General features: G+C 56.6%; 12 protein-coding genes. 4 read left to right on the top strand and 8 right to left on the bottom strand.

Going from position 1 to position 12692, the window contains the following annotated elements; all coding sequences use genetic code 11:
- Window positions 1-28 precede the first annotated feature (28 nt).
- From flgK to ACR0NA_RS09620, 3 genes are read left to right on the top strand one after another with little or no spacing between them, the layout of a single operon-like run.
- On the top strand, window positions 29-1480 hold the full coding sequence (gene flgK, locus ACR0NA_RS09630) for a flagellar hook-associated protein FlgK (RefSeq protein WP_480728385.1): 1452 nt from the start codon (window positions 29-31) through the stop codon (window positions 1478-1480).
- A 2-nt stretch (window positions 1481-1482) separates the two neighbouring features.
- A complete protein-coding gene (locus ACR0NA_RS09625; RefSeq protein ID WP_480728383.1) occupies window positions 1483-2490 on the top strand; it encodes a flagellin in 1008 nt (335 codons plus the stop codon).
- Entirely contained in the window at window positions 2487-3584 is a 1098-nt protein-coding gene (locus tag ACR0NA_RS09620; RefSeq protein WP_480728381.1) for a flagellar basal body P-ring protein FlgI, read from the top strand. The genes ACR0NA_RS09625 and ACR0NA_RS09620 overlap by 4 nt, the downstream gene beginning before the upstream one ends.
- 27 nt (window positions 3585-3611) lie before the next feature.
- On the opposite strand, the gene ACR0NA_RS09615 is transcribed toward ACR0NA_RS09620, so the two are convergent.
- The 8 genes from ACR0NA_RS09615 to ACR0NA_RS09580 form a co-directional block, all read right to left on the bottom strand.
- Window positions 3612-4256 carry a DUF1523 family protein gene (locus tag ACR0NA_RS09615; protein ID WP_170653749.1) on the bottom strand — a complete coding sequence of 215 codons (645 nt, stop codon included), beginning with the start codon at window positions 4254-4256 and terminating at the stop codon, window positions 3612-3614.
- Between the two features lie 11 nt (window positions 4257-4267).
- Entirely contained in the window at window positions 4268-4534 is a 267-nt protein-coding gene (locus ACR0NA_RS09610) for a hypothetical protein (protein WP_170653747.1), read from the bottom strand.
- Window positions 4535-5872, bottom strand: coding sequence for a DUF6638 family protein (locus tag ACR0NA_RS09605; protein WP_480728378.1), 1338 nt, complete (start codon window positions 5870-5872; stop codon window positions 4535-4537).
- Window positions 5873-6047: 175 nt separating this feature from the next.
- Window positions 6048-6284: a hypothetical protein gene (locus ACR0NA_RS09600; protein WP_480728373.1), complete on the bottom strand. Its 237-nt coding sequence runs from the start codon at window positions 6282-6284 to the stop codon at window positions 6048-6050.
- Between the two features lie 3 nt (window positions 6285-6287).
- Window positions 6288-8222 (bottom strand): AAA family ATPase, encoded by a 1935-nt coding sequence (locus tag ACR0NA_RS09595; protein ID WP_480728370.1) that lies wholly within the window; start codon window positions 8220-8222, stop codon window positions 6288-6290.
- Between the two features lie 87 nt (window positions 8223-8309).
- Window positions 8310-9428, bottom strand: coding sequence for a hypothetical protein (locus ACR0NA_RS09590; protein WP_480728366.1), 1119 nt, complete (start codon window positions 9426-9428; stop codon window positions 8310-8312).
- Entirely contained in the window at window positions 9421-9846 is a 426-nt protein-coding gene (locus ACR0NA_RS09585) for a hypothetical protein (RefSeq protein ID WP_480728364.1), read from the bottom strand. The genes ACR0NA_RS09590 and ACR0NA_RS09585 overlap by 8 nt, the downstream gene beginning before the upstream one ends.
- The gene (locus ACR0NA_RS09580) at window positions 9843-10922 is read right to left on the bottom strand and encodes a hypothetical protein (protein ID WP_480728361.1); all 1080 of its coding nucleotides are present in this window, start codon (window positions 10920-10922) and stop codon (window positions 9843-9845) included. The genes ACR0NA_RS09585 and ACR0NA_RS09580 overlap by 4 nt, the downstream gene beginning before the upstream one ends.
- A gap of 283 nt (window positions 10923-11205) precedes the next feature.
- On the opposite strand from ACR0NA_RS09580, the gene ACR0NA_RS09575 reads away from it, so the two are divergent.
- On the top strand, window positions 11206-12681 hold the full coding sequence (locus ACR0NA_RS09575; protein ID WP_480728359.1) for an NAD-dependent succinate-semialdehyde dehydrogenase: 1476 nt from the start codon (window positions 11206-11208) through the stop codon (window positions 12679-12681).
- The last annotated feature ends 11 nt before the right edge of the window (window positions 12682-12692 follow it).

The raw sequence follows: 12692 nt of genomic DNA, 5'->3' as shown, positions 1-12692 counted from the left end.
CCGATGATCACGGATTGGAGCTAAGCCAATGAATATGTCTACGGCCCTGAACAACGCAATTGGCGGCCTGACCGCAGCCAGCCGCGGGGCTGCCGTTGTCTCAGGAAACATCGCGAACGCTCTTACGCCGGGATACGCACGGCGTTCACTGGAACTGGCGACCAGCCCGGTGTCGGGAAACGGCGCGCAAATCGTTGGCGTCACCCGGCATCAGGATCCGGTTTTGATGGCGAACCGACGAAACGCAGATGCTCAAGCGGCGAATACGACTGCTGTATCAGGTTATTACACCAACCTCGAAAAACTTGTCGGGACGGCCGATGACTCCGGTTCGATCATCAACAAACTGGCAGAGTTTGAAAGCAGTCTGATCACTGCCGCCAGCCTGCCGGGATCGAAACAGCGACTGGACGACGTGGTAAGGCAGGCAAAGAGTCTGGCGTCCAACATCAGTGAGGCGTCAGAGGGGGTTCGCCAGTTACGCTCACAGGCGGATCGGGCCATCAGCACCGAAGTCGAAAAGCTGAATCGGTCGCTCACTGATATCGAGGCTCTGAACGCAAAAATTTCGACGATCCGCAATTCAGGCGGTGACGTTGGCGCATTGCTGGATCAGCGACAAGGTCTGATTGACCAGATTAACGAATTGATTCCCGTCAATGCGATCGCACGGGAAAACGATGGCGTATCACTTTATTCCGATGGTGGTTTGATCCTGCTGGAAGGTTCCGCAGCCGAATTCACGTTTTCCGTCACTGGAGAGACTATGCCGCATATGTCGGTCTCGAACGGGCTGCTGTCAGGGCTTGAGATCAATGGGCAGCCAGTCAGAACGACGGGCGAGAATTCCGGTATCCGGGGCGGTAAACTGGCCGCCCAGTTTGAAATCCGTGACAATCTTGCGGTTGAATCTCAGTCGGACCTCGATGCGGTCGCGCGCGACCTGATTGAGCGGTTTGAAAACCTGGGCCTCGACCCGACAGTTACGATTACCGATGCAGGAGTTTTCACTGATCACGGCAGCAGACTCGATCCAACTGCAACGGTCGGTCTGGCCGGACGAATCGAAATCAATTCACTCATAAACCCCGACGCTGGCGGGGATAGCTGGAAACTTCGCTCCGGTCTTGGAGCGGCCGGACCGGGTGATCCCGGAGATGCCAGACAACTCAGGGCATTTGGCGCTGCTCTCACCGAAGCGCGTCCGATGCCGGGTGCAACATTCGGAACCGGCAATATGAGCGCGGCCGAAATCGCTGAATCGCTGATGTCCAAGGTTGGAACGAACGCCCATTACGCGTCAGAACAAAAAACACAGGCCGCATCGACGCAACTGGAGATGCAGCGGATTGAGGCTGAACAGGGCGTGGATACCGACACCGAGCTGCAGCACATGATGCGGATTGAACAGGCCTATTCGGCCAACGCCCGGATCCTCTCGGTTGTCGATGAACTTATGCAAACTCTGCTGAGGATTTAGATGTGACATTGAGTTCAATTGGCGATCTGGCACGAGGCCTCACTCTTCAGGCGCGTGGCCATCAAATCAAAACGGAAATCGAGACACTTTCGTACGAGTTGTCCTCAGGAAGAGTGCAGGATATTTCCGCCCGGCTGAAAGGCGACTATTCGCACATTGCGGATCTGGAACGCGGTCTAACCCGTCTGGATGCATATTCCGTCGCGAATTCCGAAACCAGACTGTTGACCGATGGGATGCAGATCAGCCTGACAAAATTCGGCGACTCGGTGGCCGCTCTGTCCACATCTCTTCTGGCGTTTGGCACTTCAACCCAGACCGTATCCCACGAACACGCAAGCGTTCAGGCCCACAATGAACTGGATACTATGATATCCGCACTGAACACCCGCGTCGGTGGGCGCAGCCTGTTTTCCGGAACTGCAACGGATCAGACCCCATTGGCTAGCGCCGATGCTCTGCTCAACACGTTGCGAGGTGAACTGACGGGACTGACAACGGCGGCGGATGTCTGGCAAGCCACTGACAACTGGTTTAATGATCCAACCGGATTTGAGGCCGTAATCTATCAGGGATCAAACACAGACCTCGCTCCGATGCGGATTTCCGACACCGAGGATATTACCTTGGCAATCAGGGCTGATGATCCGGAATTTCGCGATGCGCTGCGCGATGTGGCAGTAGCAGCTCTTGCCACGGATTCAGCACTGCCGTTGAGTACGGATCAGCGAACCGCATTGTTCAAGGATATCGGCGTTCGATTGGCGAATTCAAATGACAGGAATGTAACCCTACGCGCCGAAGTCGGTGCTGCCCAAGCCCGCATCGAGAACGCGCAATCGCATAACTCCGCGGCTCAGACCAGCATTGAAATCTCCAGGAACGAACTGATTGGCGCCGACCCCTATGATACTGCAGCCCGGTTACAAACCGTTCAGTTCCAATTAGAAAGCCTGTATTCTGTCACCGTTCGCAATGCGAACCTTTCTCTGGTGAATTTCCTGAGATGAGAGTTCTGTGTTTCCTGCTGGCTTTCCTGTTACCGGAAATCGTTTTCGCCGGGGCAATCCGCCTGAAGGACCTGGTGGATTTTGACGGCGTGCGCGGCAACGACCTTGTCGGATATGGCCTCGTTGTTGGTCTGAACGGCACTGGTGACGGATTGCGTAATGCACCTTTCACCGAAGAGATCATGTCGAATATCCTCGAACGTTTGGGGGTCAATGTGAATGGCGAGGATTTTCGGCCCAAAAATGTGGCCGCCGTCCTTGTTACAGCCAGCTTGCCACCTTTCGCGCGCGTTGGTGGCCAGATCGACATCACCGTCTCGGCCATCGGAGATTCAAAAAGCCTGCTGGGCGGCACGTTGATCATGACCCCTCTCAATGCGGCGGACGGACAGATTTATGCGGTGGCGCAGGGCACAGTTCTGGCTGGTGGTGCAGTGGCAGAGGGCGACGCGGCCTCGGTCGTGCGCGGGGTGCCCACTTCGGGCGTGATCCCGGCTGGGGCGCGGGTCGAACGCGAGATCGACTTTGATCTGGATTCACTGACACAGTTGCGATTGGCGTTGCGCGAACCGGATTTCACGACGGCGGGCCGCATTGAAACCGCTATCAACCGCGAATTCAATCGCGCGGTTGCCGTCATGCGGGATTCCGGAACCGTCGAGCTGAACGTCGAAGCGACCAGAGAATTTTCAACCGCGCATGCGATTGGCCGGATCGAAAACATTCTGGTCGAGCCCGAGCGCAAAGCCCGCGTCGTCGTCGACCAGAGGTCGGGAACAATCGTTATGGGCGACGATGTAAGGATTTCGCGCGTTGCGGTCTCTCAGGGCAATCTGACCCTTCGCGTCGAAGAAGCGCCAATCGCTATACAACCCAACCCCTTTGCTGACGGGCAAACCGTTGTCGTTCCCAGAACCGTTGCCGAAATTGAAGAGGACGAAGGCACCGGATTGGCGGAACTGGCCGAAAGCACGACCTTGTCCGAGGTCGTGGCCGGGTTGAATGCTCTGGGCGTTTCACCTCGTGACATGATCGACATTCTGAAAACGATCAAAGCTGCTGGTGCCTTACATGCCGAGTTCGTCGTTAGGTAGGGCCGTTTAATAGGAAACGCCGAACGGTTACTTCGATTTCCAACTGTCCAACCACCTGCGCAACCTGCCGCGCCGTTCCTCGATGGCATCCCCGGCCGCATACAGGCCGTCTTCGACATTCTCGATCATGGGATCAATCCGCGACACCCGAAAACGGCGCCAGCGAACATGAATAGCCCAGGCGATTGCGGCAAATATGGTCAGGAAAATAATGTTGAACCAGGGGATGATCCGAACATCGGGATCCTCGACCTGCCAGAGTTTCACGGCGTTTGGGAAGATCGACAAAAACTCGCTGCGCCATCCGTAATGGCGCACCGCGACCCAACGCGGTGCCTCAGTCGTTGACTTCAGATCCGCCGCTTCAGCCTGCAGATTTGAAGAGTTCAGTTTGAAATAAGGTGGCCAACCCCAGCCAGTATCTTCGTTCCGATAGACCATGACCTTACCATTGGCCTTTCGCGTCTGAATGAAAAACACGTCGCGGTTCGGCGTGGTCGGATCGCTGCCAACGTCTTGAACCGACCAGAAGATGCTGTTTTCACCCGGATCAATCCGCTTCTCATAGGTGTCCGAAATGCGAACGATATCGTGCTGCGGCAGGGTGTAGTTCAATACCGATGCAATGGTGCCCCAGAACAGGATGACGATAGCCCATTTGATGTAACGCATTTGTAGAAACCTTACATGAAATTAGTGACATAGATCAGGATCGCGATCAGCCCCAATGGCACGATATAGACCCCTAGGATCAGCTTGCGGCGAAAGGAATTGTCGTATTTCTTCAATCCGCGTTCAACAAAGGCATCCCGATCGCCCGTCATGCCCTTTTTCTCCCAATGCGCAATCAGCTTTCCGCGACGAACCCAACGGGAATAGAGCGACACCGCGACATAGATGATCGTCAGAACGATCAGCAGAGGGATAAGAAATCGCAGTGCGACGAACATTCAGTTACTCCTAACGGCACCCCACGGCCCGACACGCGAAATCATCGTTTCACTTATCTGGTCCTCACCGCTCATGTCGGGTTCATGCCCGAACAGTGCGGCACGGGCGCCTGCCTTGTCCACCTGATACTCGCGCGCGAGGAAGTCGGCAACATAGGCTTTCTTGGCGTTTGGCCATGTGGCGTAAGTGCCGTAAAACAGCTCTTTATGGCAGATGAACATCTGGCGCGGGTCCAGAGGCGCAAGTTCTGCCAGCAGCATGTTCACCAGATCGCGGTTCGGCGTATCGGCGGCGCGCAACGTATAGAAGTATGCCGAATGATCCGAAGTGATGCGCGGCCACGGTCCGCCATCCTTGGCCCAGCGCAACAGTTGCGCCAGACCGTGATAAGCCTCGGGCAGACGATCGGCGTGATTGCGGGCCAGCCGCCGCATGTCGCCGCGATCCAGCCCTGTCAGATCAACTCCTGCATCCGCCGCAGCGTCGATTGTCAGAAAGTCCATCTTTTGCTGCAGGATCGCAGCGGCATCAACACCGCGCGCCTTGACGATGGGTTCAACCAGATCGTTGTAGCCCATGAACTTTGCGATCTGGTTTCGCTGAGACAGGTCAAAGACATATTTAATTGGCAGATCGTCGGGTTTGTCACCCATGCAGATCACCGCCGGGTGATCCATATCCGGGAACAGGTACAGGCCGCCGAAATGCGCCGTCCAGAAGTTGCGCTGTTCAAACGCGGTATGGCCCAGACGGACCGGATTGCGCGTCACGTCGCCGGTTTCCTTCGCGGTTTCGATCATCTTTGCAATCAGCACATCGTCGAACCAGGCGTCCTCTTCGGACTTGAAGCGTTCGACCATACCCGCCAGTTGCTGAGCCTTGCGCAGGGTGCCGCCCGCGGTGTCGGCCTCGATCTCGATCTTGCGCAGGTTCAGCAGATCGCGCGGCGTGCTGAGTTTGATGACAGAGTTCACCAACTCACCGGCTACCGCATCGGTGGCAGTCAGGGCGAACAGCTGCGCTTCGTTCATCTCGATGAAGTCGCGCAGGATATCGCGCGAGGTCGAGAATTTGACGTTCAGCAATGGCGCGCGTTTCTGCTCGGTCGTCAGCAGAATGAACTGCCGGTTGACCCCGTTGGGGTTGAGGTAGAGTTCATCCTCCAGCTCAATCCCCACCTCCGGCGAATAGCCTGAAATATCGACATGGAAATCGGTCAGCGCAGTGGTTTTGCCCGCCAGATGCTGCAGCGCGCGGTTATACCGCTCGACCAGGGCCGGGCTGGAGATGTAGACGAGGTTGCCGAACATCAGGCCTTTTTCGATGAGGCGGATCATTGTGTCATTCCCGCTTGTGATCCGTTTCTAAAGTTGCTTCATTCATGAGCTTTTTTTGCTCCTTAGTTCGAGACTGAGTCGTATCCTCATTTGACAGAGAGGAATCTAGAGATTGGCGCACATGTAACGCAAACAGACACATCCCGGATGAGAGCAATATTGTGCAAAGAAGGAGTCACGGAAACTTAATCAGACTGACCAAATAGACCAGAAAGTAGCCGCTGCCCGCACCGAATTGGCCAGAAGACAGAATGCCCCACGCCTCGGTCAAAGCCATCGGAGCAATTAGCCCTCCGATGAATGGTGCAAATATAACAGTAGCCGCGAATGGAACCAGCCTAGGTGACGAATACCAACCCAACGCAAAACTTGAGGCACCAACAGTTGCAATTATTGCGACCATTGTGATCATTGCTTACGCACCCTTTCCCTCCAGATACCGCCGCTTGGCCTCTTCCATCCGGCCCATCTCGCGGACGGCGTTTTCGATGGCGACCTCGTCGCTCTTGTCGGCATAGCGGAATTCGCTGTCGGCGTAGCGGTTGATCTCCTGCACCACCATTTCCACCGTGATCGGTTGGCGCAGGTCCTCGATCATGGCCTTCTTGGTGTCGTAATCGCGGAACAGGAACAGGTCGGGGTTTTCCATCCACTCGTCAGGCAGTTCGAAATCCATCGCGCGGACCTTGACCGCATCGGTGATGTTCTTGATCGCACGGCCGGTGAAACGCTCGTCCGCCTGTTGGATCGCCTTGAGGTAGGTGCCCAGTTTGGCGATCGTGTCCATCTGGCCGATATCGTCTGAAACGCGGTCATAGACCTGCAACAAAGCATCCTCATGCGGGCGGGAGTGACTTTCGAAACTGGCGGTGACGGCCTTTTTGATCTCCTGCGCGGCATAAGCCTCGTGCACGCCCAGCGGGATATCGTGGTTGCGGCCCATCAGCAGGTGCAGGATGTCGATGTAATCCTCGCGCGTCTGCGGTCCGTCCACCAGAAACCGCGCGCCCGCCCGCTGGCGCAGGGCGTCGTCCACATTCTCAGGGTAGTTCGAGAACATGCCAAAGGTGCAATTGCCGCGCACGACGGTGTTGGCGCCTGCAAAGCTCTCCATCAGTACAGCAGTGATTTCCAGTTGCCCGGCCGAGGACTGCCGGTCGCCGCGTTTACCCGCCAGTTGGTCAATATCGTCGATGGTGCCGAAACCGATGACCGAGGGATCGATGATCGTGTTGATAAATGCCTTGGCGTTCTGACCGGATTTACCCTGATAACTGTCGATATTGTCGGTGCTCAGGTTCTGATAGCGGAACGGATAGCCCGCGTTCTGGCAATAGTCGTTGATCAGCCCGGCCATCATCTGGATCAGAGTGGTCTTACCGGTGCCCGGTTTGCCGTCACCCATGAAGGTAAAGATGAACCCGCCAAGCTCGGCAAACGGGTTCAGGCGGCGGTCAAAGTCATAGGCCATCAGCATCTTGGCCAGCTTCATCGCCTGATACTTGGCGATATGGTTGCCCACCACCTCGTTCGGTTTCTTGAACGTCATGGTCAGAGTGGTGGATTTGGCCTTGGAGGCTGGTTCGAACCCCCGGATCGTCAGATCATCCGCCTCGATGTGCCAAGCGGCGTTCTGGAATGGGGCCAATTGGCCAGCGGACTGGGCGCGCAGAGCGACCTTTTCCAACAGTTGCTCGGCATAGGCGCTGGCAGCCGCGATAAGGTGGGCATCGTCGGGGGCGTGTTTGGCAAGGGTCTGGTCCAGTTCCCACAGCGCGCCGTGCAGTGCGAGTTGGCCGTTATCGGTCAGAACCTCTTCGATCTCGCCAATATCAACCGTGGTTTCGCCCAGATGAGAGGACATCAAATAGGCCAGCGCGTTGCCGAACGTATGGGAAGTGATCAGAGCCTCAGCCGTCAACAGTTCCGAGAATTCCGTCTTACGGGCGGTTGGCAAATCCCCGGCGAGGTTCGCGCGCTTCAGATCGGCCAACGGGGTCTGTTCCGCATAGGCCTCGGCCACGGCCAAAGCGATTGCAATGGCGCGCCGGATCGCCTGCTGCACAGTCGCCTGCGGAGGAGAGACCAGCGTATCGCCATCATCTGACGCCTCTATCCGCTCGACCAGATGCACCCCGTCGGCGCGCACTGTGCGTCGGGTCACCAGACCCGGCGTGGTGGACCGAAACCGCCGCCCGGTCGATACCCCCGGAGACCGCGTAGTCGACGCCTGAACAGCCTTGGCAATCCGGGGCGCATGTTCGAACCCGTTCAGCAAAGCGGTCGCCGCCGGATAATGTTTGAGGATATCCGCCTCGCGCAGTTCCATCTGATCTGACGTCAAACTCATTTGCTCAACCCTGCTTCTTCTCGTTCAAATTACGGTCGTCCCGCTGCCCGGCAGGACCCTTTCAGGGTCCGAAAGGGGGCGAAAATTTCAATATCGCAACACCTGCCCCGTCTTGCTGACGACGAACTTGTTCACATCGGCAAAACCCGGTGGGTTACGTTCGGCCAGCACCTGAAACGGACGTTGAGGCAGGATGATCGACCGCTGCGTGCGCGTGGCCCCGGTTTCGGCCCCCTGCCCGCCGAAGGGGTCAAGGGCAAATACCTCACGCTCGACGGTGGAAAACCACCCGGCGCGTTCTTCGATCACCTCTTCGCTTTCCAACTCCTCAGTGGTCCAGGCTAGCGCCCAGTCCTGCCCTTCGGGTGCCTGCGCATCTTCCAACACCCGCCGCAAAGGGCCGGATTGCTCGGTATAGGCCGAGGAATACATCGGCCCCACATGGATGCGGCGCAGGTGTTTGGGGTGCAGGTCGTCGAAATCCTGATCGAAACCTTTGGCGATGGTCACCAGCTTCAACCCACCCAGCGCTTGCGCCATCAGATGCGCCTGTACCTCTGGCCAGCGGCGCTGATCCTTGGGCAACGCAGTTTTGCCGCTGTCCTCAAGCCGCATCAGATAAATCACGGGCAGATTGATCTGGCTGTCATACACCGCCCAATGGATCAGGAATTTACGCCGCTCGCCATCGTTCCCGATCCAATGGCATTCGGGATCGTTGCGAGCCCAGAAAAGCTGCCCTTTCAGCAATTCCTCGTAGTAGAGCCTTTGGGACAGCGCGAATTGCAGTTTGGTGGGGATTTCCTGATCACCAATTATGGTGCGAACCATGTCGGTTTTCAGGTCGTCTTCCGAGGGCATGTTCGCCAGATGCACCTGCGCCTGCTGCGCGTCATTAGCCATGGTCAGCAGCTCAGCCGCCACCGGAAAGCCGCTGTCGCGCTTGTCCATGGCGAGGCTACCAAAGAACCTCCCCGTATCGCGCCCGACCAGCAAGTATTTCATCGAAAGCGCGCGGAAGGTGTAGAGCAACCCCGAGAGATAGCGCGAAATGATCCGCACCTCCTGCTTAGAGATCGCACCCTCAGCCTCCATCGTCGCGGCCACGCGCAACAGGTGGACTGTGATCACCTCGAATTTGCGGAAATAGCGGCGCGAGGCAAAGGTGTCAGTCAGGCCGACATGGTCTTGGGTGGGGTTAGTCATTGGGAATGTCTAGGCGTTCTAGTCGCATTCTGCAGTCTTCTATCTGTCGATGGAATGCGAACAGGTAAAGACCAATTATGGCAGTAACCGAAAGCCCCCAATCAGTAAGGTGCGACATCCCCCACATCATGACAATGAACAACCATGCATATTTTTTCAGGAACGTACGCCAAAAACGCCTTGATTGGATTGCTTCCATAAAGCTCATTCGGCGATCAGGATCTACAAAGCCTTCCATTTTCAGGTTTAAGAAGATCGACATATACAAAGAAAGGGCGACCATGGCCCAAACCGCAAAAGCACTCAGATTTGAAATTCCCGAGGTTAAACCCACGACAAACGTTATTAAAAATGCGGTTAGTAACAACAAGGGAATAGTGTTCAGGACATCACGTGTTGAGTAGCGCAAATAGCTCAACCCCCATACAAGTTCTTATCATGCTTCTGGACAATCGACGCGAACCGGCGGTTAAACCGTTCATCAGCCTTGGCCTTTTTCTCCAGCACATCGCGGGCAAAGACCATGTGGTCTTCATGCGCCTCAAGCATGTCGGCCATCTTCTGGTTGGTGGCGGTACCGATGGCGGCCATGGCAGTTTGCGCCTCTTGGTCCGTCTGCACGCCGATCTCGTTGATGCGGTGCGCAACGTCCTGCTGCTGCGCCGTTTTCAGCGATTTGGTCAGGGCGTCATACAGGACCACACGCTGCTGGGTGTCTGTCTGCAGCTTGTTGATCAGCACCATCTGCGTCGCCGCCTGGTTCTGCAGTGAATCGACCCAGGTCTTGCCCTTTTCGATATAGCGCTCCAGCGTTTGCGACTTGGCCAGCTTGACCTGCTCTTCCTGAACCTTGGCGTTGTACTGCTTGTTCAGCTCGGCCAGTTCGGTTTCCAGCTGCGTCCGCGCGGCGGCATCCTGTTCGACGCTGATCTTGTTTTCCAGCGTGATGATTGTCGGGTCCATGCCCTGAATCTCGGTGCGCAACGCCTCCAGCTCGGCCACGGTTGCTTCGCGGTCATCCAGCGTGGCGGTCAGGTTGTCCTCAACCTTCACGCGCTGCTCTTCCAGAACGGACAACTGACCTTCCAATAGCTTCACGATCACATCCGATTTGGCGATCAGATCCTGCAGCTTGTCGTCGATATTTGCTGTGCGCATCCGTTCCTGCCGCAGCGACTCGGACTTGCCCTTGGAAAAGATGCCGACAAACGATTCCCATCCGGTTTTCGAACGCATCTCGTCGAAATCCTTGGAAAAAGCGTTGGTGACGTCGTCCAGGCCCATGATCAGCTCGGCGATATTGGCGTTCATCACCTCGGTATGGGCATGCACATCCTCGAGCGTGGCGTTTTCGATGTCGATATCCGCCTCGGCGGTACCGATCTTGGCACGCGCCGCTTCAATCCGCGAGGTCAGCCCTTCGATCTGCGACTGACTCTCACGCACTTTGGCCTGAGTTTCCTGAATCAACGCGTCAAATTGCTGGTTCGCCATCTTTTCTATCCCTATTTTCTTTATTTACCCAATAAGATAGGGAATGTTACGGTCATTTACATCCCCTCGGGCCTACAATTCCCGCGAAGATTGGCAAACTCATCGACAAAAAGATAGACGGGAACGCATGTTGGTGGGTCTTTAAGTTTGAGCGCTTGATTAATTTAACATGTTAATTGTATTTTGATTAAGTCTGGAGTGATTCCACATCCAGAGTGGCCATAGACAATTGCGTCTCCACCTGCTTGGGTGCGCGCAATCCAATTTCCGCCGGAGGCTTATCATGCTGGACGCAACAACCGATCTGAAATCGATCCTGAAAAACCCTGACCTGTTGGCAACCAAGGCCTATATTGGCGGTCAGTGGGTGGATGGCGACAATGGCACATTCGAGGTAACCAACCCCGCACGTGGCGACGTGGTGGCCGAAGTGGCCGATGTCAGCCGGGCGCAGGTCGCGGGTGCGATTGCGCAGGCTGAGGCGGCGCAAAAAGAATGGGCCAAACTGACCGGCAAGGAACGCGCGGTGATCCTGCGCCGCTGGTACGACCTGATGATGGAAAACGCCGAGGATCTGGGCAAGATCCTGACCGCCGAGCAGGGCAAGCCATTGGCCGAAGCCGTGGGTGAGATTGGCTATGGCGCCTCGTTCATCGAATTCTTCGGTGAAGAAGCCAAACGCATCTATGGCGAAACCATCCCCGGCCACCAGCGCGACAAGCGGATCATGGTGCTGAAGCAGCCGATTGGGGTTGCGGCCTCGATCACCCCGTGGAACTTCCCCAATGCGATGATCACCCGCAAGGCCGCGCCTGCACTGGCTGCCGGTTGTGCCTTTGTCGCCCGCCCGGCCAAGGAAACGCCTCTGTCGGCGTTGGTCATGGCCGTGCTGGCGCACGAGGCAGGTGTTCCGGCGGGTGTGTTCAATGTGGTGCCCTCGTCCCGCGCCAGCGAGATTGGCAAAGAGTTCTGCGAAAACCCGGGCGTGCGCAAGCTGACCTTTACCGGTTCGACCGAGGTGGGACGCATTCTGTTGAAACAGGCTGCCGATCAGGTCATGAAATGCTCGATGGAGCTGGGCGGCAACGCGCCGTTCATCGTATTCGACGACGCCGATCTGGATGCAGCTGTCGAAGGCGCGATGCTGTGCAAGTTCCGCAACAACGGCCAGACCTGCGTCTGCGCCAACCGGATCTATGTACAGGCCGGTGTTTATGACGCATTTGCCGCCAAGCTGAAGGCTGCCGTCGAGGCGCTGAAAATCGGCGACGGTCTGGCCGAAGGCACCACAACCGGCCCGCTAATCAACGACGAAGCGGTTGCCAAGGTGCAGGAACATATCGAGGACGTTACATCCAAGGGTGGCGCCATTCTGACCGGCGGTCTGCCGCATGACTTGGGCGGCACCTTCTTCCAGCCGACGATCGTGACAGGCGTAACCCAGGACATGATGGTCGCACAGGATGAAACCTTTGGCCCGCTCGCCCCGCTGTTCAAATTCGAGGATGAGGATGACGTGATCGCCATGGCCAATGATACGATCTTTGGTCTGGCCTCGTATTTCTATGCCAAGGACCTGAGCCGCGTTTACAAGGTGGCCGAAGCGCTTGAATACGGCATTGTTGGCGTGAATACAGGTATCATCTCGACCGAGCTGGGCCCGTTTGGTGGCGTCAAACAATCCGGACTTGGCCGCGAAGGCAGCCATCACGGCATGGAAGACTATCTTGAAATGAAATACGTCTGCATGTCTGTCTGATCAGCTGGTGC

It is taken from the genome of Ruegeria sp. C11 (assembly GCF_056537725.1).
The sequence above is the reverse complement of the archived record's forward strand: the minus strand, read 5'-3'. Positions and strand labels throughout refer to the sequence as shown.

Excerpts from the sequence above, each read along its gene's own strand:
- flgK (WP_480728385.1), top strand. The coding sequence starts at position 29 with ATGAATATGTCTACGGCCCTGAACAACGCAATTGGCGGCCTGACCGCA.
- ACR0NA_RS09620 (WP_480728381.1), top strand. The coding sequence starts at position 2,487 with ATGAGAGTTCTGTGTTTCCTGCTGGCTTTCCTGTTACCGGAAATCGTT.
- ACR0NA_RS09615 (WP_170653749.1), bottom strand. The coding sequence starts at position 4,256 with ATGCGTTACATCAAATGGGCTATCGTCATCCTGTTCTGGGGCACCATT.
- ACR0NA_RS09610 (WP_170653747.1), bottom strand. The coding sequence starts at position 4,534 with ATGTTCGTCGCACTGCGATTTCTTATCCCTCTGCTGATCGTTCTGACG.
- ACR0NA_RS09605 (WP_480728378.1), bottom strand. The coding sequence starts at position 5,872 with ATGATCCGCCTCATCGAAAAAGGCCTGATGTTCGGCAACCTCGTCTAC.
- ACR0NA_RS09600 (WP_480728373.1), bottom strand. The coding sequence starts at position 6,284 with ATGATCACAATGGTCGCAATAATTGCAACTGTTGGTGCCTCAAGTTTT.
- ACR0NA_RS09595 (WP_480728370.1), bottom strand. The coding sequence starts at position 8,222 with ATGAGTTTGACGTCAGATCAGATGGAACTGCGCGAGGCGGATATCCTC.
- ACR0NA_RS09590 (WP_480728366.1), bottom strand. The coding sequence starts at position 9,428 with ATGACTAACCCCACCCAAGACCATGTCGGCCTGACTGACACCTTTGCC.
- ACR0NA_RS09580 (WP_480728361.1), bottom strand. The coding sequence starts at position 10,922 with ATGGCGAACCAGCAATTTGACGCGTTGATTCAGGAAACTCAGGCCAAA.
- ACR0NA_RS09575 (WP_480728359.1), top strand. The coding sequence starts at position 11,206 with ATGCTGGACGCAACAACCGATCTGAAATCGATCCTGAAAAACCCTGAC.